Source organism: Janthinobacterium sp. 78 (genome assembly GCF_003096775.1).
In the GTDB taxonomy this organism is placed as follows: Bacteria; Pseudomonadota; Gammaproteobacteria; order Burkholderiales; family Burkholderiaceae_D; genus Janthinobacterium; species Janthinobacterium tructae.
Genome location: NZ_QENT01000001.1, coordinates 6,086,553 through 6,108,575, shown reverse-complemented (window position 1 = coordinate 6,108,575; position 22,023 = coordinate 6,086,553). Strand labels below are relative to the sequence as shown.

Sequence of the window (22,023 nt, the reverse complement as noted above, 5' to 3'; positions counted from 1 at the left end):
TGGCGTTCGGTGCGCACCCGCAGGCGGCGCCTCGGGTACACTGGCTCATCGTTCACTATCAGGAGTTCGCCATGTCCGTGTCCATGTATCAGGCAACCATTCCCGTCTTCATCCGCGGCTTGCGGGTCGTCTCGGCCCTGCTGGAAAAAGCGCAAGCGCATGTCGAGGAAGATGGCATCGTGCCCGAGATTTTGCTGGGCGCGCAGCTGGCGCCCGACATGCTGGACTTGACGGCGCAGGTGCAGCGCGCCAGCGATACGTCGAAGATGTCGGTCGAGCGCCTGAGCGGCGTGCCGGCACCGAAGTTCGAGGATAACGAAGCGTCGTTCGAGCAGCTGCAAGAGCGCATCGCCAACACCATCGCCTACATCGACAGCGTCAACGCGGGCCAGATGGCCGGCAGCGCGCAGAAGGAAGTCGTGCTGAACTGGACAGACGAGGGCAAGAAATTCTCGGGCGACGATTACCTGCTCGGCTTTGCCTTGCCGAACTTCTATTTTCACGTCTCCATGGTCCACGCCATTCTGAGAAACAATGGCGTGGCCGTGGGCAAGCTCGACTATCTGGGACCTTACGATTAACGTTGCGGTTGCTGCTCAACCTGGTTCTGCACCGCATTGCCCAGCATGCCGCCGCCGATCACGCCGGCCACCGTCGCCAGCGCCTTGCCGCGGCCGCCACCGACCTGATTGCCGATCAAGCCGCCGATAACGGCACCCGTGCCGATGCCCACGTAATTGGGTTGTGCCGGTGCCGGCGCAGGCACTGGCTGCTGCTGGCGCACCGGTTCGCGGTAGCCATCGTTGTTGTTATTGTAGGCAGGACGCGCCTGTGCCACTGGCGTGTGGTGCACGACGCGCTTGTGCACGACGGGTGCCGGGGCTGGCGCCGGGGCAGCTTGTGCGACGACGGGCGCGGCAACCGGTGCGGCCACAGGCGCTGCCAGGGCCGCCACGTCGGCAGGTGCGGCCGGCACATTCGCCCGCGAATTGGGCAGGATGCCGGCGATGGACGCCGCGCCGACCAGGCACAGGACCGTCACGGAAATGGCGGCGCCGGCCATCAAGGGGTGGATGCGGCTGGCGGTGGTCGTCGTGTTCATGTGTTCTCCTGGGGTGGTATTGCCGGTGTTATTGATGTGTCCAGATTAGCGGCCGCGCCTGCCCAAGGCTAGCCCTTGCGCTGTATCAAACGTAAGCAGGTGTAAGCCCTGCTGTCCAAAGCGCAGTAGAATCGGTGCTTCCCCCTTTCCGAAAGTCCGCCATGAGCCAGCTATTCACGCCGTATGCACTGGGGCCGCTGCAGGTGGCCAACCGCATCGCCATTGCGCCCATGTGCCAGTACTCGGCCGACAATGGCAACGCCACCGACTGGCACATGATCCACCTGGGCCACCTGGCCCTGTCCGGCGCGGGCTTGCTGATGACGGAAGCGACGGCCGTCTCGCCCGAGGGACGCATCTCGGCCGATGACCTGGGCCTGTGGTCGGATGCGAATCAAACGGCGCTGGCCAAGGTGGTGCAGGCGATCCGCCATCATTCTCCGATTCCATTGGTGGTGCAACTGGGCCACGCGGGACGCAAGGCGTCGAGCCGCGCGCCATGGGACGGCGGCGCCTGCGTGCACCTGGCCGACGGCGGCTGGCAAACGGTGGCGCCGTCCGCCATTGCCCACGCACCGGGCGAAACGGTGCCGCTCGCCCTCGACGAGATGGGCTTGTTGCAAATCAAGGGCGCCTTTGTCGCGGCCGCCCAGCGCGTGCATGCGCTCGGTATTGAGGGCATCGAACTGCACGCGGCGCACGGCTATCTGCTGCACCAGTTCCTGTCGCCCCTGTCGAATCACCGCACCGATGCGTATGGCGGCAGCCTGGATAACCGCATGCGCTTTCCGCTGGAAATCTATGAAGCCGTGCGCGCCGCCGTGCCGGCCACGGTGGCCGTGGGCGTGCGCCTTTCCGCCACCGACTGGGTCGAGGGCGGCTGGGAAATCGAGCAAAGCGTGCGCTTTGCGCAGGAACTCAAGCAACTGGGCGCCGATTTCATCCACGTCTCCAGTGGCGGCATTTCGCCACAGCAGCAGATTCCTGTGGGACCGGGCTACCAGGTGGCGTTTGCCGAACGCATCAAGCGCGACAGTGGCTTGCCCACCATCAGCGTGGGCTTGATCACGGAGGCGCAGCAGGCGGAAGATATCATCGCCAATGGCCAGTCCGACATGGTGGCGCTGGCGCGCGCCATCCTGTTCGACCCGCGCTGGCCCTGGCATGCGGCGGCCCAGCTGGGTGCGCAAGTGTCGGCGCCACCGCAGTACTGGCGCTCGCAGCCGCGCGAGTACAAGAACCTGTTTGGCGACAGCACCCTGGGCCAGCGCTAAGAGACCTGCTCTGCTACACTGACGCTTCTTCCCCATTTCTCCAGGACGCTTCGACATGCGCCATTGATACTGCCGTGCTGTGCACGGCCTCGCCCTTCCCGCCAGCGCAGCATTGCGCCGCGCGGGTTCGCCAGCCTTGCTCAAGGAGTATCCATGCCTGCATTACTACAACTCGACCGTCTTTTTTTTGTGCTGCCCGATGGCCGCACCCTGTTTTCCGATTTGCAATTTGCCTTTGCCCCGCAACGTATCGGCCTCGTCGGCGATAACGGCGTGGGCAAGAGCGTTCTCGCGCGCCTGCTGGCGGGCCAGGCGCAGCCGTCTTCTGGCGCCGTGCGCTGCGACGGCAGCGTGCATTACGTGGCGCAGGAGCTCGATCCGCAGCGCTATCCCACCGTGGCGGCCCTCGCCGGCATGCAGGACTTGCTGGCGGCGCTGGCGCACATCGCCGCCGGCAGCGTCGACGAGGCCGACTACGCCCTGGTGGGCGAGCGCTGGGATGCCCCCGCCCGCCTGCGCCAGGCGCTCGACGCGCTCGATTTGCGCCATGTCGATGCCGACACGCCGACGAGTCGCCTCAGCGGTGGCGAACGCCAGCGCATCGCCTTGCAGGGTGCCTGGCTGTCGCAGGCGGACTGGCTGGTGCTCGATGAACCGAGCAACCACCTTGATGCTCAGCAGCGCGCCCGCCTGGTGGCGCAGATGGCGCGCTGGCCCGGCGGCTTGCTGTTGATCAGCCATGACCGCGCCTTGCTGCAGCACGTCGATGCAATCGTCGAGCTGTCGCCGCAGGGCTTGCGCAGCTATGGCGGCAATTACGCCTTGTATGCGCAGCAGCGGGAACTGGAGCAGGCCGGCTACGTTGCCGCCCTGCAAGCGGAAAAGGCCGGTGCCAGACGTGAACAGCGCGAGGCACAGCAGCAGGCAGAACGGCAACATAAACGGGTGACGCGCGGTGAGCGCGAGGGCCGCGAAGGCAATCAAAGCAAGCTGCTGCTCGACGCGAAAAAGGAGAAAAGCCAGGATAGCCAGGGCAAGCTGCGCCTGCGCGCGCAAGAGGCGCAGCAGGCACGCCAGCAGCGCGTGATGGACGCCAGCGCCCGCTGCGCGCCCGAGGTCGAACGGCTGCTGCTGGCGCCCGAGAGCCTGGTGCCGAACGGTAAATTGCTGTTGGAATTGCGCGACGTGGTCTTGCCGTATGGCCAGGCGCACGCCATCAACCTGGTACTCAGCGGGCCGCGCCGCCTGGCCGTGACGGGCGACAATGGCAGCGGCAAGTCGACCCTGCTGCGCGTGATCGCCGGACAGCTGGCACCGGCCAGCGGCGAGCTGCGCTGCCATGCGCAGGTGGCCTGGCTGGACCAGCATGCGGGCCTGCGGGAGGGTGAGCGGAGCGCCGTGCAACGCTTGCAGGAACGCAACAGCATTGTGCCGGAAGGCGAGCTGCGCACGCGGCTGGCGCTGCTGGGCATTGCCGGCGCGCGCGCCACCATGCCCAGCCGTTTGCTTAGCGGCGGCGAGCGCATGAAGGTGGCGCTGGCAGCCGAATTGTATGCGCTGGCGCCGCCGCAACTGCTGTTGCTCGATGAACCCGACAATCATCTGGACCTGGCCAGCCTGCATGCGCTGGAGCAGATGCTGCTGCAATATCAGGGTGCGTTACTTGTGGTTTCGCACGACCAGGCATTTTTGGCAGCGATAAACCTTGACCCGGAGGGCTTGACATTGCACAAGTGACAATTGAATGAAAAAATACACGCTCGATGCCTGTAGAGCATGCTTCATGAACCAATGCTGAATTTTGTTTGATTGTCGGTATAATCCACTGAATAACCGGGCCTATTTGTGAACTAAAACTGCTCGTTCACCAATATGATGACGTTTAATCTGGCACTGTTGTCGGTCACTACCGCGCTGCCAGGGCGTCATCCTCCGTGCCCTGCCGTGCATGAATTTTGGTTTCGCTTATATTGTTTTCTTGGAGAAATAGCATGTCGTTTTACGAAAAACTCAAAGCCCTCAACATTGAACTGCCAGTCGTTGCAGCACCAGCTGCCGCCTACGTGATGCATGCCCGCACGGGCAACACCGTCTTCCTGTCCGGCCACCTGGCCAAGAAGGATGGCAAGGTCTGGGTCGGTCAACTGGGCAAGGACGTCACCACGGAAGAAGGCAAGATTGCTGCGCGCGGCATCGCCATCGAACTGATTGCCACCTTGCAAGACGCGTGCGGCGGCGACTTGAACAAGGTCAAGCGCATCATCAAGGTCATGAGCCTGGTCAATTCCACCTCCACATTCACGGAACAGCACCTGGTGACCAATGGCGCCTCGGAACTGTTCGTCGAAGTCTTCGGCGACAGCGGCAAGCATGCCCGCTCGGCCTTCGGCGTGGCGCAAATCCCGCTGGGTGCTTGCGTCGAGATCGAACTGATCGCCGAACTGGCCTGATCATCTGAACATGCCGGCGCTTGTCGCCGGCGCACCGTTTCCTCCTTTCCAGCAAGAGCGGAACCGCCATTGGAGGCAGGGATCGGTGTATTCAAGAAAAAAACGGAGACACGTAATGAAAACGAGTGAACAAGGCTTGCACCGCGGCCTGGGCGAGCGGCAAATCCGCCTGATGGCGCTGGGCGCCGCGATTGGCGTGGGCCTGTTTTTGGGTTCCGGCAACGCGATCAAGATGGCCGGTCCCGGCATCATGCTGTCGTATATCATCGGTGGCGCGGTCATCTTCATGATCATGCGCGCGCTCGGTGAAATGGCCGTGCACAATCCCGTGGCCGGTTCTTTCAGCCGCTATGCCCAGGATTACCTGGGGCCCCTGCAAGGCTATCTGACGGGCTGGAACTACTGGTTCCTGTGGCTCGTCACGTGCGTGGCGGAAATTACCGCCGTCGCCATCTACATGGGTATCTGGTTCCCCGACGTGCCGCGCTGGATCTGGGCCTTGGCGGCCTTGGGCTCCATGGGCGCGATCAACCTGCTGGCCGTGAAAGCTTACGGCGAGTTTGAATTCTGGTTCGCCCTGATCAAGGTGGTCACCATCATCCTGATGATCATCGGCGGCACGGGCATGATCGTCTTCGGTCTGGGCAACGATGGCGTGGCCATCGGCATCTCGAACCTGTGGACGCATGGCGGTTTCTTCCCGAATGGCGCGCAAGGCGTGCTGATGTCGCTGCAGATGGTGATGTTTGCCTATCTGGGCGTGGAAATGATCGGCCTGACGGCCGGCGAAGCGGCCAACCCGAAGAAATCGATTCCCGACGCTATCAACTCGGTGTTCTGGCGCATCCTGATTTTCTATGTCGGCGCGCTGTTCGTCATCCTGTCGATTTACCCATGGAATGAAATCGGCACCACCGGCAGCCCCTTCGTGATGACGTTCGAACGCCTGGGCATCAAGACGGCCGCCGGCATCATCAACTTCGTCGTGCTGACGGCGGCTTTGTCGTCGTGCAATGGCGGCATCTTCAGCACCGGTCGCATGCTGTACAACCTGGCGCTGCAAGGCCAGGCGCCGAAGGCGTTTGCGGAAACCACGGCTGCCGGCGTGCCGCGCCGCGCCATCCTGGTGTCCGTCTTCGCGCTGTTGCTGGGCGTACTGCTGAACTACCTGGTGCCGGAAAAAGTGTTTATCTGGGTCACCTCGATTTCTACCTTCGGCGCCGTCTGGACCTGGGGCGTGATCCTGGTCACGCAGATCCAGTTCCGCAAGACCTTGACGCCGCTGGAAATCAAGAACCTGGCCTTCCGCATGCCGTTCGCACCGTACGGTTCCTGGATTTCGCTGGCTTTCCTGGCGCTGGTGATCGGCTTGATGGCGTATTTCCCCGATACGCGCATCGCCCTGATGGTCGGACCAGCCTGGCTGATCCTGCTGACGGTGCTGTACTACGTGCTGGGTCTGGCGCCGAAAGACCGCCGCGACGACGTGCCGCAAGGCTACGAAGCAGGCTGGCCACCGGCCGATGCGCCACACGTCAAGAAGTAAGCCAGCGTAGTTGAGCTGAGTCAAAAGCGCGCCCCTGCTCCTGCAGCGGCGCGCTTTTTCTTTCATACAAGCAATTTCTTCTTCGCCAGCACTCCTGCGACTTTACTGGCGCACGCCTGGCGTTGTTTCCTTGCATCAAAGTTCTGTTTAGCTGAGCCGATGAAAGCCCTATAATCGCTTAGTTTTGAAAATGGACGCGATCTTTCCGGTTTTTTGCCAGGTAGGGCCGGAGCGCCGTTTCAAGTCTTTTTACCCGTCGTACGAAAATACGTATGCCTCATAAAGGAATGCTAGTGAGCCAAACCCTGGTCCAGAAACTTTGCCGCACCAAGCCGATCGATACCACGGTCGACTATGGTGAAGGCCTCAGCAGCAGCGGCTTGAGCCGGTCCATCGGCCTGTTTTCCCTCACCATGATCGGCGTCGGCGCCACCATCGGCACGGGCATTTTCTTTACCATGGTCGAAGCCGTCCCCAAGGCGGGCCCTTCGGTCGTCCTGTCTTTCCTGATCGCCGCCATCACGGCCGGCTTGACGGCCTTGTGCTACGCGGAGCTGTCGTTCCGCATTCCCGCCTCCGGCTCCTCGTATTCGTTTGCCTACGCCACCGTGGGTGAGTTTCTTGCCTTCATCATGGCCGCCTGCTTGCTGCTCGAATACGGGTTGGCGGGCAGTGCCGTGGCCATCGGCTGGTCGTCCTACCTGAACAACTTCCTGGAAAATGCCTTCGGCTGGCACATTCCCGAGATGCTGCGCACGCCGATGATCGTTTCCGGCCCGCATGGCATGGAGTTTCATGCCGGCCACATCAACCTGCCGCCGATCTTTTTGATCTGCATGTGCGGCTTCTTGCTGCTGCGCGGCGCCAAGGAATCGGCCCTGATGAACGCCATCATGGTCATCATCAAGCTGGCGATCCTGGTATTTTTTGTCGTCATCGCGTTTTCCGGATTCAATGCCGACAACTTCTTCCCCTTCTTTAATACTGACAATAGCAAGGGCTTTGCCGGCATGACGGGCGTCACAGCCGCGGCCGGCACCGTCTTCTTCTCCTTCATCGGCCTCGATACGGTGGCCACCGCAGGCGACGAAGTGAAAAATCCCACGCGCAATGTGCCGCGCGGCATCCTTGGCGCCTTGCTCATCGTCACCGTGTTTTACCTGCTGGTGGCCGTGGCCGCCCTGGGCGCGCAACAGGCGAAATTGTTCGAAGGCCAGGAAGCGGGCCTGGCGGTGATCCTGCAAAACGTCACGGGCAAGACCTGGCCCGCCCTCGTGCTGTCGGCCGGCGCCGTCATTTCCGTCTTCAGCGTGACCCTGGTGACGATTTACGGCCAGACGCGCATCCTGTTTGCCGTCAGCCGCGACGGCCTGATCCCGAAGTCGTTCCAGAAGATCCACCCGCGCACGCTGGTGCCAGTCAGCAATACCATCATCGTCTGCCTGGTGGTGGCCGTGGTGGCCGGCTCCATCGATGCCACTTATTTGTGGGACATGGTCAGCATCGGCACCCTGACCGCCTTCATGGTCGTCTCGGTTGCCGTGCCCGTGCTGCGCCACAAGCAGGGCGCCAACCGCATCGAAGGCTTCAGCGTGCCGTTCGGCCCGTATGTGATTCCCGGCATGAGCATCCTGGCGTGCCTGTACATCATGCGCGATTTGCCGCATACGACGTTTGTCGTGTTCAGCGTGTGGATGGCGGTAACGGTGGCCATTTACTTCTTGTACAGCATGCGGCATTCGCACCTGGGCAAGAAGGCCCGCTAATGCAGCCTGTTCCAGCCAAAACCGCCGCGCTTGCCGGCGGTTTTTTTTATTTCTAACCGGAATTTACATGATGAAAATAACTGATCTGGCCGCCTGCGGCTTGCTGGCTAGCAGCCTTCTGGCGAGCCTGGCGCAGGCCGCCCCTGCAACCGAGCCGGCATTGCGCGATTACCGCGCCGTGGCCCTGTCGGCCAATGGCCAGCACATCGCCGCCATCGAATCGAGCAAGGCGGCGGAACAGCCGCAGCCGCAGCCGCAGCGCCCGCATGCAGTCATCGTCGTGCGCGATGCCGCCAACGGCGCCATCGTGCAGCAATTCGATCCTTGCACCGTGTGTTCGTACGACAAGCCCAGCTGGTCGCCGGACGGCAGGCAGCTGGCCTTCGTCGGCTACGACGCCAAGGCGGGCACGGCGCAGCTGTACCTGGCCACCCTGTCGCAGGCGCCGGTGCGGATGTTAACCAGTATCAAGGGCGTGGCCAACACGGCGCGCTGGTCGCCCGATGGCAAGCAGGTCGCCTTGCTCGCCACGGTGGGCGCGCGCAAGCTGGCCGGCGCCGTGGAGGCAGGCGCGCGCCAGGTGGGTGAAGTGGGCAGCGAAGACGATGCCCAGCGCATCGCCGTGGTGTCTGCCAGCGGCGGTGAGCCGCGTTTGCTGTCACCAGGCGACACCTATGTGTATGAATACAGCTGGACGCCCGATGGCCGCGGCTTCGTCGCCACCAGCGCGCAAGGTAATGGCGACAGCAACTGGTGGGTCGCCAAGCTCAGCCATATCGATGCGGCCACGGGCGCCCTGCGCGTGATCGCTTCACCGGCCATGCAGCTGAACCTGCCATCGGTTTCGCCGGATGGCAAGACGGTGGTCTTCATCGGCGGCCTGATGAGCGATTTCGGCTCCATCGGCGGCGATATCTACACGGTGCCGCTGGCCGGCGGCACGCCGCGCAATCTGACGCAAGATTATCGCGGTACCTTCAATGGCGTCGTCTGGCGCGGTACCGGTTTGCTGGCAACGGCCCTGATCGATTCGCAGCTGGCGCTGGTGCCCCTCGATGCGCAAAGCGGTCCGGCCCAGCCGCTGCTGCTCGGTGAGATCAGCAGCAGCGGCAGCGATGGCCGTCTGTCGTTCAGCGCCGATGGCCGGCAAGCCGCTGCCGTACAGGAAGATTTTACGCACCCTTCTTACCTGGTGGCGGGACCGGTGGGCCAGCTGAAAAAGATCACGCGCGACAATGACGGCTTTGCGCCGCAGTTGGCGGTGCAGAACGTGGGCTGGCACAACGAGCAATACAAGGTGCAAGGCTGGCTGCTGGGACCGTTGTCGGTGGAGGCTGGCAAGCGCTACCCGATGATCGTCAACGTGCATGGCGGCCCAGGCGCTGCCGCCTCGCCCCGTTATGTGGCAGCGAGCACCGTGATCGAGGAATTGACGCAAAAAGGCTATTTCGTCTTCCTGCCGAATCCACGCGGCAGCTTTGGCCAGGGCCAGGCGTTTACGCGCGCCAATATGGCCGACTTTGGCGGCGGCGACTGGCGCGACATCCTGGCCGGTATCGATGCGGTGGAAAAAGTGGCACCCGTCGACGGCCAGCGCCTGGGCCTGATCGGCCATTCGTATGGCGGCTTCATGACCATGTGGGGCGTCACGCACAGCGACCGCTTCAAGGCGGCCGTGGCGGGCGCGGGCGTATCGAACTGGATCAGTTATTACGGCCAGAACGGCATCAACCAGTGGATGATCCCCTTCTTCGGCGCCTCCGCCTATGACAAGCCCGAGGTCTACCGCCGTGCCTCGCCGATCGAATCGATCAAGGCGGCCAAGACGCCGACCCTGATCTATGTGGGCGAGCGCGACGTGGAAACGCCGGCCGCCCAGTCGCTGGAATTCTGGCACGGCTTGCGCGCCATGGGCGTGCCGTCCAGCCTGTTCATCTACGACGGCGAAGGCCATTCCTTCCGCAAGCCCGAACACCAGCGCGACTTGCAGCAGCGCACTATCGGCTGGTTTGAACGGTATTTGAAGTAGTGATCAGTGGCCTGCCACAGGCAGGCCAGCCTGGATAAAGCGGCTGACAAACAGGTTAGTTGCGCGGTGAAACGATATGCACGATCGCGGCGCTATGTACCACAATCTTGTCCGCATCTGCCTGCAACAATCGGATACGTCGCTTGACCAGTGGCCAGCCCGACCAGGCTACGTCGCTGACGGGCGGCGCGGCAGGAGCGGCCAGCGGCGCGCTGATGGCCGCCTTGTCGTCGAGTTGCTCCAGCGCGCGCGACAGGGTCAGGCACACTTGCGTGTGGCTGTGGCCAAGCAGGGCGTTGACGGGCGCGACAGGCAGCTGGCTGGCGTGGCGCCCCAGGATCGAGCGCAGCGCCGCCACGTGGGCTACCAGCAGGTAATTTTGCACGATGAACAGGTTGATGTCTTCCACGGCCCGCTGCTTGCTGGCCGGTTCGTCGAGCATGCGCACCAGTGCCGAGCTGAGGGTGGCCAGGCTGTCCATCAAACGCTTGCGCTCGATGCGGTAGGCGAAATCATCGAAGCATTTCCCCTGCAGCAGCGCGAAGCTGGCCTGCATATAGCCGAGGTTCACGTTGAGCACCTGGCGCACGAGGCGTGGCAGGCTCTGGTATTCCCAGTTGGCCAGCACAAAGCTGAACACGCTGGCCACCGCCGCGCCGATCAGGGTGTCGATCAGGCGTTCGCTGACGAGGTTCGGATTGCTGGGCGCCACCAGGTGCATTTGCAGCAAGATCATCAGGCTGACGGCGATGGCCGTGTAGCGGTAGCGCAGATAAATGAAGGTGGGCGTGGCCACGATGGAGAGAAATAAAATGGCCATCAGCACGATATTGCTGTGCACAAAGCGGATCACGATGGCCGTGACCACGCAGCCGATGATGGTGCCGATGATGCGGTCGGCGCGGCGCTGGCGCGTCATGCTGAACGTGGGGCGCAAAATGATGACGATGGTGAGCACGATCCAGTAGCTGTGCGCCGCGTACGGCAGCCAGTGGCCGATCAGCAAACCTACAGAGATGGCCATCGAGACGCGCAGGGCGAAGCGGAACACGGGCGAATCGAGGCGCAAATTCGACAGCAGGGTTTTCAGCTCGTATTTCTGCTGCGACAAGAACGGCGCCATGTCGGCGCCGCTCCAGAACGGCACGTCGGCATAGACTTTTTGCGTGGCCAGGTGCAGCTCGGCTATCATTTTTAAAATGGCGCGGATCTTGTTGCGCTGCGCGCGCAGGGTCGCCAGCGCTTCCTGCGCAGCGTCGCCTTGTGCGTGCAGACGGGCAATTTCCGCTTCGATATCGGCCCATTCCTTGTCATAGCTGATCTGCGCATACGAGGCGCGCTTGCGCGTGACGGCATACGCCACGGCTTCGATATCGCGCGCCGCCTTGTAGGCGAGGTCATGCAAGGATTGCAGTACCTCGGAGTCGGTCAGGTGCTGGCGCAGCAGCGCGTAATCGGTGTGCGTGGAAAGGATCAGTTCATATAAATCGAGCATGCACACGTGCACCTGCACCACGATGGCATCCTTGCTGTTCTTGTGGCTGCGCAAAATCAGGTCGCGCGACGCTTGCTGGCGGTCGGCCAAAATGCTTTGATGGCGCACCAGCTTGTTGAATTGCTCCGTCAGATTGAAACGCGTATCGTAGAAATCGGCCTTGATGTCGATGTAGGCGGCTAACTCGAACAGGGCTTCGGCCAGCACTTGCTGTTTGATGCGGTGGCGCAAGACCCAGGCGATGGCCATGGCATAGGCCAGATAGATGAGGCCACCGAGCATGAACAGGCCCGCGTGGTGAAACGATTGCTGCCACGTCATCTCGTGCTCCATCGACATGGTCATGATGAACAGGGCGGCCAGCTGCAAGGGCATGGATTTCTTGCCGTACACCACCATCATGCTGGCGAGAAAACTCACCAGCACGAGCACCGTCATCAACAGCCACTGCACGGGCCCGCACAGGCTGATCAGCAAGGTGACGGCGCTGCACAGCAGCACGGAAGCCAGCATTTCGTTGAACTTGTGGCGCAGCGGGCTGGGCATGTCCATCAGGGTCGTGCACAGGGCGCCGATGCATACCGTCATGGCGGTGGCACTGTCGCTGATTTCCTGGACCAGCAAGGCTAAGCCCACCAGGCCGACGGCCACGCGCAAGCCCAGGTAAAAATAATGACTGTAAATAAAGGTGCGCAGGTTCAGTGCGTAGTGCATGGGATTACCTTGTGGGCAGGGCACAGAAAGAGGCGCCGCACCGGGATCTCCGATGCGGCGCCAGGATGTTGCAGTTGCTGCAGCCTTGATTTACATCAGGGCAATGACGGGGTAGCGCCGCCATTCAGGTTCGGCAAAGCGCTGGCAGTGCTCAAAGATGAAATCGAGCACGGCTTCCTGGTTGCTCAGCAGGGCCGGGTTGGCTGCTTTCCACTCGGCAAACTTGGCCGCCAGCGCCGGTTCGTCGCGCAACAGTTCGGATGCCATGTCTTCAAACACGTAATCGGAAAATGCTTCTTTCTTCTCGAGCACGCTGTTGAAGAAGCCCCAGCGGAAGAAACTGTCGTGCGCCTGCGGTTCCAGCGTTTCCACGGCGTAGCGCGCGTTGTCCTGCGCCAGGCTGATGACATAATCGCCCGCCTGCACGGTGAACTGGTCCGTGCGCGCTTCCACTTCCACCATATCGTGGAACATATGGCCTTCGTAGGCGGTGGCGCGCGTACCGACGGATGCGATGTGGTAATAGCGTGCCGTTAGCGTCTGTTCGGCGGTGATGCGGGTCATTTCCACGCCGTTCCAGCGCAGGCGCTCGATGACTTCGCGCCAGGCTTGCGGCACCACATAGGCTTTCGGCGCGGCGATGGTGACGTCCGCATCGAAGCGGTTGTAATACTTGATATCGCGTTCCCACGGCTGCGAGCGGTCGTAGGACAGGCGCTGGTAGTCGCCCAGGAGACTCGGCGTGTATTGCGCCGCGTAACCCTTGAAGGGGAAGGTCGACGGCTGCTCTTCGTTCATGGCCCAGTGGATCGGCCATTCCGCTTGCGTGCGGCCCGCCGCCTTGGCTTGCGCGCGCAATTGGCGGATTGTCTCGCCATGTTCGATGGTAAACGCCATCGTGATGTCGAGCAGGGCGCGCATGGAAGCGTAGCGGTCGGCAAACGGTTTCAACATATGCGTTTCCGGCATGAAACCGATGACGTGATGCAGGGCCGCAAAACCCGTCGAGAAACGCGGCACTTCGAGGAATTCGGCGATGCCGTGGTCCGGGCTATCCTTGACGGGATTCACATACGGGCAGGTGGGCCAGCCGGCGCTTTCCATGGCCGCAAAGATGTGCGGCAGCATGGTGTCTTGCAGGAAGGGGCCGAGGCCATTGCCCAGCTTATCCGTCTGCGTGTGGATCAGGGTCATCGTGTACGGGTAGTCGGCGCCGTTCGACGTATGTGTGTCGACCATCACGTCCGGGTCCCAGCTGGCCAGCAGGCGGTTGAACACTTGCGCGTTCAGGCTGTCGCACTTGATGAAATCGCGGTTCAGGTCCAGGTGGCGGCTATTGCCGCGGAAACCGAATTGCTCCGGGCCATCCTGGTTTACGCGCGAGGTGTTGGCGCGGTTCAGGCTGCCATCGACGTTGTAGATCGGAATGAACAGCAGCACGGTGCTGCCCAGCGCCGCCAGGCGCTCGGGTTGCGTGCAAAGGTCGCGCACGATGGCCATGCAGGCGTCGATGCCTTCCGGTTCACCCGGGTGGATGCCGTTGTTGTTGAAAAAGACGGTGCGGCCTGCGCGCTTGATTTGCTCACGGTCAAACACGCCGTCCGTGCTGACGACGCCAGCGTGGATGGGCACGCCCGAGTCGGACAGGCCGATCTGTTCGAAGTGCAGCACGTGCGGATAGCGTGCGGCGAGATCCTTGTAGAAGGTGATGCATTCCAGCCAGGTCGTGGTCTGGTTGTGGTTACCGAGTTCGTAGGTCGTGCGCAAGTCTGGTGGCATAGCGGTCTGAGTCTGGGAGGGGGAAGGCGCGCTGGGTAAGTACGCCCGCTAGGGGCCAATTGTAGCACCGGCGCTCCTGCCTTGATGCGCCGCAGGGGCTTGCTGCAGTCCCTGTGCTATGAATACCTTTCACGTGTAAGGGAGGCGGCATGGGCAAGATGGCGATGGCGGCGCTGGTGTCGTGGATTTGCGTGGCGGCACAGGCGGCGCCGTTGCGGTTGCCGGCAAGCAAGGGGCCGGTGGCGCAGGGCGGGGCCGTGACGGCCGCCGCCCGGGGCGCGCTGATACGCTACCGGGGCTGGCTGCTGGCCGTCGATGGGGCAGTCTCGGAAGAACGGCCTGACGTCTTGCTGACGTCGGCCGACGCGGGCCAGGCGCCGCAGTTGCAGATCGGCGCCATGCAGCGCAGCTTGCCCCTGTGGTCAGTCTTTGAGCTCGTCAAGGGAGGCACGCGCTTGCGCATCACCGCGCTGCCGGGACCTGAGGCGCCCGCGCTGCTGCTCGATTTTGGCGAGGCCGATTATCGCATCGTGATTCCCGCCGCTGCCATTGCCTGGCCGGCGTATCGGCTGCTGGCGCAGCGCTTTCCAGGCGCCGACCTGGCCTTGCTGCTGCAGGATGGCCGGCGGGTCATGTTGCCGCTGGGAAGAGGTCGCGCGCCAGTGTTTGGCGCGGAGCAAGCTGTGCCTTACCGTTTCACCAAAGTAAAACGTTAGGCGAAAAAAAGCCACTCCCGCAGGAGTGGCTCAGGCTAAAGCGCCCGTTGCCGGGTTATGGCTTTTTGTTATTCAGCGCCCATTTCTTTCAGCAGGTTGTCGGCGTGGTCGATGTGTTTCATGTTCCACAGCATGTAGCGCAGGTCGACCTGGATCGAACGGGTGTTGGCCTTGTTGTAGTCCCAATCGGAAATGATCGAGTCCAGCGTGCCGTCGAAGGCCAGGCCGATGAATTCACCTTTCGAGTTCAAGGCAGCCGAACCGGAGTTGCCGCCGGTGATATCCAGGGTGGCCAGGTAGTCGACCGGCACGGTTTTCAGCTTCGGATCGACAAATTTGCCGAAGTCCTTGGCTTTGATTGCGGCCAGTTGTTTCGCTGGTGCATTGAACTCGCCTTCGCCCGTGGCTTTGGCGGCGACGCCATTGACGGTGGTGAAAGCGGTCCAGGTGGTGCCGTCGGCGCCATGGTCACGGCCGGCAACTTTGCCGAACGTGACGCGCAAGGTGCTGTTGGCGTCAGGGTAGACGGCTTGCCCCTTGCTCTTCATGAAGGCAATTTTTGCTTTCATGTAGTTGGCGTAGGCTTGCTGGATCTTGCCTGCCAGTTCTTCGTCTTCCGCTTCGTTTTTCAGCGAATCCGGATACATGGCGACGGCTGCCTGGATGAAGCTATCCTTGCTGGCCTGGAATTCGGCTGGCGTGCGTTTCAGCCATGCTGCGCGTTCTTCCTTGTCGGCCAGTTTGCTGCCGGCATACAGTTTGTCCAGGGCGGCGGACAGCTCGGCTGGCGACATGCCGTCCTTGATGCCGATGGCGGCGTCGAAGCTGGCGCGGCGCTGTGCTGCCGGTTGCGCGGCGTACTTGGTCAGGCTGTTCAGTACCAGCGCCTTGTCGACTTTTTCATCGTAGGTGCGCTCGACCGATGTGACGCCCGAGGTCAGGCGCGGCAAATCGCGCGTCTGGTAGCCGGACTTGCGTTCCGTATCGGCCTTGGTGCTTTCGTTGGACAAACGATACAGGCTGCGTGCCGTGTTCAGCAGGCGTGGCTGTGCGTAGCCCAGGAAGAAGTCGCGCTTGGTGTCGGCATCGCGCTCGGCGATCAGCTTTTCCACCTGCTCGATGTCGCCGGCAAATTCCGCCTTGCGTGCTGGCGTGGCGTTGACCCAGGTTTTCAGCGCGTCGTGTTCCGTCGTCTTGCGCGCCAGGAAGTCGCTGCCGGCGTAGGAATCGAGCATGCCTTGGCGGTTCTTGTAGTAATTGTTGACGCCAGCGACCTGACCCGCGTATTTCAGCGCGACATCCTTGTTGTCCTTGGTTTCGCGCGCGATGATGGCCAGGGTTTCGCCCGAGGCTTTCACGAAGGCCGGGTAGTTCCAGTCAAACGTGTACGCCACTTCCGATGGCAGGCGGTGACGGTTGGTGCGGCCAGGGTAGCCCAGGACCATCACGAAATCGCCTTCTTTCAAGCCATCCTTGGCCAGTTTCAGCACGTGTTTTGGCTGGTAAGGCACGTTGTCCTTGCTGAAGTCGGCAGCCTTGCCATCGCGGCTGACATAGGCGCGGTAGAAACCGTAGTCGCCCGTGTGGCGTGGCCACATCCAGTTGTCGGTGTCGCCGCCGAATTTGCCGACGCCCGCTGGAGGCGCGTGTACCAGGCGCACGTCGCGGATTTCCAGTTGCTTGATCAGGTAGAACTCCAGGCCGCCGTAGTAGGCCGACACGGTGCAGCGGAAGCCGGCTTCTTTTTCGCATTCGGCGACCAGTTTTTTCTGGTTTTTCTCGATCGCGTCGATGCGTGCCTTGCCTTGCAGCTTGGCCACGTCGGCGGTGATGATCTTGTCGCTGACATTCGTCACGGCCGAGGTGACGAAGATGCGGCTGCCCGGAGCGGCCGGCAATTCTTCAGCGAAGGTCTTGGCCAGGAAGCCGTTGGCCAGCAAATCGCGTTCCTTGGTCGAATTGACCGCCACGCTGTTGTAGACGCAATGGTGGTTGGTGGCAACCAGGCCTTGCGGCGAGACGAACGAGGCCGAGCAACCGCCCAGGCTGACGATGGCGCCCATCGGGAACTCGGTCAGTTTGGTCAGGGTGGTCGGATCGAGTTTCAGTCCGGCCGCTTTCAGTTCCTTGGCTACTTGTGGCAGCTGTTGGGGCATCCACATGCCTTCGTCGGCGTGTGCGAAATTGCTCAGGATGGCGAGCGCGATTAAAGATTTTTTCATTCGAGTTCTAGTCTTTTTACATGGTGGGAAGTCGGAACCAACGTGTACCCAGTGTTTTTCTCAGCGGGCGACCTAGAGTATCCGTATCGAACTCGCACTAGTCAATCACATTTTCCGGGGTGCATGTTTATGTCGAATTACTTAAATTGCATTATTTGTGCTGGCATGGGGGAGAAAATCGCCTGCCAGCGCGCATTTTTCCGTACGGCGGCTGTGGTATTTTTTCCATACTTGTCTTGGCGGCAAGGAAATGCCCGGGAGCTTGCGCGGCCCGGACATGTGGTGAACGATGGCGTGTCGCCGGTCTAGCGGATTTTGCCGCGGCGCAAAAGATTCACGATGCCCAGCAGAATCACGGCGCCCAGGAACGAGACCAGCAGCGAAGACAGGCTGAAATTGTCGCTGTTGATGGTGCCCGTGCCGAACAGGGGCGCCAGCAGCCAGCCACCGAGAAAGGCGCCGACGATGCCGACGACGATATTGAGGAAGATGCCCTGTTGCGCATCGGTTTTCATGACCATGCTGGCCAGCCAGCCGATGACGCCGCCAATAACGATCCAGATAATGAAATTCATGTAGTCCTCCGCGCGATGGGTGAGTGGTTTTCATGTTAGAAAAACATCATGCCAGGTGATACTGATGCCGCACGATAGAAAAGTCCAGCGGATTTGCGTCGCGCATGCAAAAGCCCGCCTGGCTGCGGGCAGCGAGGCGGGCTTGTCATGCGGCAAGGCCGTGTTTAGTCGGCCTTGATCGCTTCGACCTGGATGGCCAGCTTGACTTCCGGCGAGAATGCCGGCATGCCGTAGTTCAGGCCAAAGTCGCTGCGCTTGAATTCCGCGCTGGCATCGGCGCCGCACACTTCGCGCTTGTAGCGCGGGTGCATGATGCACTTGAATTTGCTCACGTTCAATTTGACGGGCTTGGTCACGCCCAGCAGGGTCAGTTCGCCATCGACTTCCACCAGCTGATCGCCATTGAACTTGAACGACTTGCTCTTGTAGGTGATTGCCGGGAATTTTTCCACATTGAACATGTCCGCTTTTTTCGCGTGCGTGTTCATGGCGTCGAGGCCGAAATCGATCGAATCGGCATCGATGACCAGGTCCAGGCTGCCCGTCTTGGCGGCCCGGTCCAGGGTCACGGTTCCCTTGGTCTTGTTGAACTTGCCGCGCCAGACGGACATGCCCATGTGATCGGCTTCAAAGCTGGGGAAAGTGTGCGTCGGGTCGAGGTTGTAGGTGTCGGTAGCGGCCATGGCCGAACCCGCGCCGGCGGTTGCCAGCACGGCGATCATCAAGTGCTTGAATTTCATTGAGTTCCTAGAGTTAAACAACGAGAAATAAAACGATTATTGGGCTGCGACGTGGAATTTTATTGTGACTTCATCCGCGACCATGCTCGTGTCTTTCCACTCGCCTTCGCCGATGTTGTAGGTCAGGCGCTTGATCGGCAGGGCGCCGTCAAACGCATATTTGCCGCCGTCGGCTTTCACCGTCAGGGGGAAGGTTACGTCGGTGGTCTTGCCTTTGATGCTCAGCTTGCCGCTTACCGTCAGCTTGCCCGCGCCGGCGGCCTTGATGCTGCTTGAGACAAAGGTGGCTTTCGGGAACTGGGCCGAATTGAACCATTCTTTCTTGGCCACTTCCTTGTTGTACTCGGGGTCGCCGATATCGATGCTGGCCGTCTCGATCTCCACCGACGCCTTCGAAGCGTCCGGCGTGGCCGGGTTGTAATCGATGGCGATAGTGAATTTCTTGAACTTCGCTTCCACGGGCACGTTCATTTGCTTGAACACGGCCGACACGCTGGTCTTGGCGGGATCGACTTTCAGCAGGGTGGCAGCGGTGGCGGCCACGGACAGGCCCAGCAGGGAAGCGAGGACGAGGCGTTGGGTGGTTTTCATCTTATTTTTCCTGGAGTTTCAGTGAGCAAGGGAAGTCGGTGTTACGGCAACATGCGCTTGAGGACGCCGTCGCGGTCGATGAACTGGTGTTTCAGCGCCGCCAGCACATGGGCGGCCACGGCGGCGGCCATTGTCATGTTCAGAACATAATGAATTTCTTTTAAGAGCGGCTTAAGTTCCGGGTTCGGCGCCATGATGACCGGCAACTGGAACAGGCCCAGATAGACCACCGGCACGCCGGCTGCCAGGGTGTACAGGTAGCCGGAGATGGGCACGGCGAAGATCAGGATATACAGCAGCACGTGCATGGCGTCGGCCGCCTTCTTTTGCCAGGCAACCATGCTGGCCGGGTGCGGTGGCGGCACGTTGGCCTTGCGCCACAGCAGGCGGATGGCGGCGATGGCCAGCACGGTCACACCGAGCCACTTGTGCCAGGAGAAATATTTGAGTTTGGTCGGCGTCAGGCCGGGAATGTCCGTCATGACCAGGCCCATGACGAAGGCGCTGATGATCAGCAGGGCGGTCAGCCAGTGCAGGATGATGGCGGTGGTGGTGTAGCGTTGCATCGGCGGCTTTCTTGAATGTAGTACGCATTAGGACTAATTCGGCCTAATATACCAAAGAAAAGCAAATTGCGCAGTGTGCTGCCGATTCTACAAGAAAGATTGCCGGAAAAACCGCGGGGCGGGCAGCATTTGTATGCTGGCCGCCCCGCAGGAGTGGATCTGCCTGATCTGGGGTGCGATGGTCGCTTAGATTGCCTTGGCCAATTGCGCCGCGATGCCGATGTAGTTACCTGGCGTCATGGTCAGCAGCACGTCCTTGGCATCCTGCGGAATGGCCAGGCCATTGACGAAGGTTTGCAGCGCTTCTTTCGAGATGCCCTTGCCGCGCGTCAGCTCTTTCAGCTGCTCGTACGGGTTTTCGATGCCATAGCGGCGCATCACGGTTTGTACGGGCTCGGCCAGCACTTCCCAGGTGGCGTCCAGGTCTTGCGCCAGGCGCGCGTGGTTCACTTCCAGCTTGTTCAGGCCGCGCAGGCAGCTGTCATAGGCCAGCAGGGTGTAGCCCAGGCCCACGCCGATATTGCGCAGCACGGTCGAATCGGTCAGGTCGCGCTGCATGCGCGAGACGGGCAGTTTTTCCGACAGGTGTTTCAGGATTGCGTTGGCCAGGCCCAGGTTGCCTTCCGAGTTTTCGAAGTCGATCGGGTTGACCTTGTGCGGCATGGTCGACGAACCGATTTCGCCCGCTTTCAGCTTTTGCTTGAAGTAGCCCAGCGAGACATACGTCCAGATGTCGCGGTTCAGGTCCAGCAAGATCGTGTTGGCGCGCGCGAAGGCGTCGAACAGCTCGGCCATGTAGTCATGCGGCTCGATCTGGATGGTGTACGGGTTGAAGACCAGGCCCAGGCGCTGTTCGATGACGGCTTGCGAGAATGCGGGCCAGTCGAAGCCGGGGTAGGCGGACAAATGGGCGTTGTAGTTGCCGACTGCGCCATTCATCTTGCCGAGGATTTCCACTTGCTCGATGCGTTTCACGGCGCGCTGCAAGCGGGCCACGACGTTGGCCATTTCCTTGCCCAGGGTGGTCGGGCTGGCCGTCTGGCCGTGCGTGCGCGACAGCATCGGCACGTCGGCATTGTCGTGCGCGATCTGCGTCAGCTTGGCTACCAAGCCTTGCAGGGCCGGCAGCATCACGCCATCGCGCGCGGCTTTGAGCATCATGCCGTGCGAGGTGTTGTTGATGTCTTCCGAGGTGCAGGCAAAATGGATGAATTCCGACGCCGCCACCAGTTCCGGCACGTCCGCCACTTGTTCCTTCAGCCAGTACTCGACCGCCTTGACGTCATGGTTGGTGACCGCTTCGATGGCCTTGATGCGGGCCGCGTCGGCTTCCGAAAAGTCGGCTGCCATCTTGTCGAGCAGGGCGCTTGCTTCCGCCGAGAACGGTTTGATTTCAGCGAAACCGGCTTGCGACAGCGCTTGCAGCCAGGAGATTTCCACTTTCACGCGGTGGTGCATGAAACCGGCTTCGGACAGGATCGGGCGCAGCAGATCGGTCTTGCTGGCGTAGCGGCCATCGAGCGGAGACAGGGCCGACAGCGTGGAATACGGAGTTGTAGAAGTCATGAGAGCGGACGCAAGTTAAAGAAACGGTTGGCGTGTGGCGCGCGGGGAGGGCAGGGCTATCGCAATACAGCAACACTGACGGCGCCACAGTAAAGGGCGATTTTACCACCGCTGGCCGCTGGCCAGCCGTCCGTCGGGCTCCAGCGCACCGCAATCTGGCCAAATCCGGCCCCGATGCGGCATGCCTGCCACACTGCGGCGAGCGCCGGGCGCGTGCTGCCAAACGCCGCTGCCGCCGATGCTATACTGCTTGCTGCTCCTTTACCTTAAAGTACCTATGAAACTGATCGGCTCCCTTGCCAGCCCGTATGTCCGCAAAGCCCGTATCGTGCTGGCGGAAAAAAAGCTCGACTATGTCTTTGAGCTGGAAAACGTGTGGGTGCCGGAAACCCGCATCGCCCAGGCCAATCCGCTGGGCAAGGTGCCCTGCCTGGTGATGGAGGATGGCAGCACGCTGATCGATTCGAAAGTCATCGTCGAATACCTCGACACGCTTACGCCTGTGTGCAAGCTGCTGCCGGCCGGCGGCAATGGCCGCGAGCGGGCCGATATCAAGAACTGGGAAGCGCTGGCCGACGGCATCCTCGACGCGGGCGTGCTGGTGCGCCTGGAGCGCACGCAGCGCCCGCCCGAGCAGCAAAGCGCGGCCTGGATCGCGCGCCAGCTCGACAAAATCACCTTGGGTCTGGACGCGCTGGAAGCGCGCCTGGGCGAGAGCGCGTATTGCGCCGGCAAGAACTACACCCTGGCCGACGTGGCCGTGGGCTGCGCGCTGGGCTGGCTCAGCTTCCGTTTCCCGGAAATCGACTGGCGCGCGGATCACCCGGCGCTGGCGCGTTTGTTCGATAAATTGTCCGAGCGGCCATCGTTCAAGGATACCGTGCCGCAGTGA

Annotated in this window: 18 protein-coding genes; 9 read left to right on the top strand and 9 right to left on the bottom strand. The window is 61.6% G+C overall.

Annotation, left to right across the window (positions count from 1 at the left end; all coding sequences use genetic code 11):
• The first annotated feature begins 71 nt into the window (after positions 1–71).
• Entirely contained in the window at positions 72–581 is a 510-nt protein-coding gene (locus tag C8C92_RS26880) for a DUF1993 domain-containing protein (RefSeq protein ID WP_099761870.1), read from the top strand.
• On the opposite strand, the gene C8C92_RS26875 is transcribed toward C8C92_RS26880, so the two are convergent.
• Positions 578–1,102 carry a glycine zipper 2TM domain-containing protein gene (locus C8C92_RS26875; protein ID WP_116745767.1) on the bottom strand — a complete coding sequence of 175 codons (525 nt, stop codon included), beginning with the start codon at positions 1,100–1,102 and terminating at the stop codon, positions 578–580. The genes C8C92_RS26880 and C8C92_RS26875 overlap by 4 nt on opposite strands.
• A gap of 161 nt (positions 1,103–1,263) precedes the next feature.
• On the opposite strand from C8C92_RS26875, the gene C8C92_RS26870 reads away from it, so the two are divergent.
• The 6 genes from C8C92_RS26870 to C8C92_RS26845 all read left to right on the top strand — a co-directional run bounded on the left by C8C92_RS26870 (position 1,264) and on the right by C8C92_RS26845 (position 10,167).
• Complete coding sequence (locus C8C92_RS26870) at positions 1,264–2,376, top strand: NADH:flavin oxidoreductase/NADH oxidase (RefSeq protein WP_116745766.1); 1,113 nt, start codon at positions 1,264–1,266, stop codon at positions 2,374–2,376.
• Positions 2,377–2,529: 153 nt separating this feature from the next.
• Complete coding sequence (locus C8C92_RS26865; protein WP_116745765.1) at positions 2,530–4,113, top strand: ATP-binding cassette domain-containing protein; 1,584 nt, start codon at positions 2,530–2,532, stop codon at positions 4,111–4,113.
• Positions 4,114–4,367: 254 nt separating this feature from the next.
• Positions 4,368–4,826, top strand: coding sequence for a RidA family protein (locus C8C92_RS26860; protein ID WP_116745764.1), 459 nt, complete (start codon positions 4,368–4,370; stop codon positions 4,824–4,826).
• Between the two features lie 115 nt (positions 4,827–4,941).
• The gene (locus C8C92_RS26855) at positions 4,942–6,372 is read left to right on the top strand and encodes an amino acid permease (RefSeq protein ID WP_116745763.1); all 1,431 of its coding nucleotides are present in this window, start codon (positions 4,942–4,944) and stop codon (positions 6,370–6,372) included.
• 293 nt (positions 6,373–6,665) lie between these two features.
• Positions 6,666–8,138 carry an amino acid permease gene (locus tag C8C92_RS26850; protein ID WP_099761875.1) on the top strand — a complete coding sequence of 491 codons (1,473 nt, stop codon included), beginning with the start codon at positions 6,666–6,668 and terminating at the stop codon, positions 8,136–8,138.
• A gap of 67 nt (positions 8,139–8,205) precedes the next feature.
• A complete protein-coding gene (locus C8C92_RS26845) occupies positions 8,206–10,167 on the top strand; it encodes a S9 family peptidase (protein WP_243420378.1) in 1,962 nt (653 codons plus the stop codon).
• Between the two features lie 55 nt (positions 10,168–10,222).
• Here the strand turns inward: C8C92_RS26845 and C8C92_RS26840 are convergent, their stop codons facing one another.
• Both C8C92_RS26840 and C8C92_RS26835 read right to left on the bottom strand, forming a co-directional pair.
• Positions 10,223–12,376, bottom strand: coding sequence for an FUSC family membrane protein (locus tag C8C92_RS26840; RefSeq protein ID WP_116745762.1), 2,154 nt, complete (start codon positions 12,374–12,376; stop codon positions 10,223–10,225).
• 90 nt (positions 12,377–12,466) lie between these two features.
• Complete coding sequence (locus C8C92_RS26835) at positions 12,467–14,155, bottom strand: M14 family zinc carboxypeptidase (protein ID WP_116745761.1); 1,689 nt, start codon at positions 14,153–14,155, stop codon at positions 12,467–12,469.
• 149 nt (positions 14,156–14,304) lie between these two features.
• Here C8C92_RS26835 and C8C92_RS26830 point away from each other — a divergent pair, with 149 nt between their 5' ends.
• Entirely contained in the window at positions 14,305–14,871 is a 567-nt protein-coding gene (locus C8C92_RS26830) for a hypothetical protein (protein WP_116745760.1), read from the top strand.
• Positions 14,872–14,939: 68 nt separating this feature from the next.
• Here C8C92_RS26830 and C8C92_RS26825 read toward each other — a convergent pair whose 3' ends face one another.
• The 6 genes from C8C92_RS26825 to purB form a co-directional block, all read right to left on the bottom strand.
• Positions 14,940–17,093, bottom strand: coding sequence for a S46 family peptidase (locus tag C8C92_RS26825; RefSeq protein WP_099761879.1), 2,154 nt, complete (start codon positions 17,091–17,093; stop codon positions 14,940–14,942).
• A 305-nt stretch (positions 17,094–17,398) separates the two neighbouring features.
• On the bottom strand, positions 17,399–17,668 hold the full coding sequence (locus tag C8C92_RS26820) for a GlsB/YeaQ/YmgE family stress response membrane protein (protein ID WP_071075198.1): 270 nt from the start codon (positions 17,666–17,668) through the stop codon (positions 17,399–17,401).
• A gap of 164 nt (positions 17,669–17,832) precedes the next feature.
• Positions 17,833–18,408: a YceI family protein gene (locus C8C92_RS26815; RefSeq protein ID WP_116745759.1), complete on the bottom strand. Its 576-nt coding sequence runs from the start codon at positions 18,406–18,408 to the stop codon at positions 17,833–17,835.
• A gap of 36 nt (positions 18,409–18,444) precedes the next feature.
• Positions 18,445–18,999, bottom strand: coding sequence for a YceI family protein (locus tag C8C92_RS26810; RefSeq protein ID WP_116745758.1), 555 nt, complete (start codon positions 18,997–18,999; stop codon positions 18,445–18,447).
• A 41-nt stretch (positions 19,000–19,040) separates the two neighbouring features.
• Positions 19,041–19,565, bottom strand: coding sequence for a cytochrome b (locus C8C92_RS26805; RefSeq protein ID WP_070311507.1), 525 nt, complete (start codon positions 19,563–19,565; stop codon positions 19,041–19,043).
• 186 nt (positions 19,566–19,751) lie between these two features.
• Positions 19,752–21,131, bottom strand: a complete 1,380-nt coding sequence (gene purB / locus C8C92_RS26800) for an adenylosuccinate lyase (protein ID WP_116745757.1) — start codon at positions 21,129–21,131, stop codon at positions 19,752–19,754.
• Positions 21,132–21,408: 277 nt separating this feature from the next.
• On the opposite strand from purB, the gene C8C92_RS26795 reads away from it, so the two are divergent.
• Positions 21,409–22,023, top strand: a complete 615-nt coding sequence (locus C8C92_RS26795) for a glutathione S-transferase N-terminal domain-containing protein (RefSeq protein WP_116745756.1) — start codon at positions 21,409–21,411, stop codon at positions 22,021–22,023.

Excerpts from the sequence above, each read along its gene's own strand:
- C8C92_RS26880 (WP_099761870.1), top strand. The coding sequence starts at position 72 with ATGTCCGTGTCCATGTATCAGGCAACCATTCCCGTCTTCATCCGCGGC.
- C8C92_RS26875 (WP_116745767.1), bottom strand. The coding sequence starts at position 1,102 with ATGAACACGACGACCACCGCCAGCCGCATCCACCCCTTGATGGCCGGC.
- C8C92_RS26870 (WP_116745766.1), top strand. The coding sequence starts at position 1,264 with ATGAGCCAGCTATTCACGCCGTATGCACTGGGGCCGCTGCAGGTGGCC.
- C8C92_RS26865 (WP_116745765.1), top strand. The coding sequence starts at position 2,530 with ATGCCTGCATTACTACAACTCGACCGTCTTTTTTTTGTGCTGCCCGAT.
- C8C92_RS26860 (WP_116745764.1), top strand. The coding sequence starts at position 4,368 with ATGTCGTTTTACGAAAAACTCAAAGCCCTCAACATTGAACTGCCAGTC.
- C8C92_RS26855 (WP_116745763.1), top strand. The coding sequence starts at position 4,942 with ATGAAAACGAGTGAACAAGGCTTGCACCGCGGCCTGGGCGAGCGGCAA.
- C8C92_RS26845 (WP_243420378.1), top strand. The coding sequence starts at position 8,206 with ATGATGAAAATAACTGATCTGGCCGCCTGCGGCTTGCTGGCTAGCAGC.
- C8C92_RS26840 (WP_116745762.1), bottom strand. The coding sequence starts at position 12,376 with ATGCACTACGCACTGAACCTGCGCACCTTTATTTACAGTCATTATTTT.
- C8C92_RS26835 (WP_116745761.1), bottom strand. The coding sequence starts at position 14,155 with ATGCCACCAGACTTGCGCACGACCTACGAACTCGGTAACCACAACCAG.
- C8C92_RS26830 (WP_116745760.1), top strand. The coding sequence starts at position 14,305 with ATGGGCAAGATGGCGATGGCGGCGCTGGTGTCGTGGATTTGCGTGGCG.
- C8C92_RS26825 (WP_099761879.1), bottom strand. The coding sequence starts at position 17,093 with ATGAAAAAATCTTTAATCGCGCTCGCCATCCTGAGCAATTTCGCACAC.
- C8C92_RS26820 (WP_071075198.1), bottom strand. The coding sequence starts at position 17,668 with ATGAATTTCATTATCTGGATCGTTATTGGCGGCGTCATCGGCTGGCTG.
- C8C92_RS26815 (WP_116745759.1), bottom strand. The coding sequence starts at position 18,408 with ATGAAATTCAAGCACTTGATGATCGCCGTGCTGGCAACCGCCGGCGCG.
- C8C92_RS26810 (WP_116745758.1), bottom strand. The coding sequence starts at position 18,999 with ATGAAAACCACCCAACGCCTCGTCCTCGCTTCCCTGCTGGGCCTGTCC.
- C8C92_RS26805 (WP_070311507.1), bottom strand. The coding sequence starts at position 19,565 with ATGCAACGCTACACCACCACCGCCATCATCCTGCACTGGCTGACCGCC.
- purB (WP_116745757.1), bottom strand. The coding sequence starts at position 21,131 with ATGACTTCTACAACTCCGTATTCCACGCTGTCGGCCCTGTCTCCGCTC.
- C8C92_RS26795 (WP_116745756.1), top strand. The coding sequence starts at position 21,409 with ATGAAACTGATCGGCTCCCTTGCCAGCCCGTATGTCCGCAAAGCCCGT.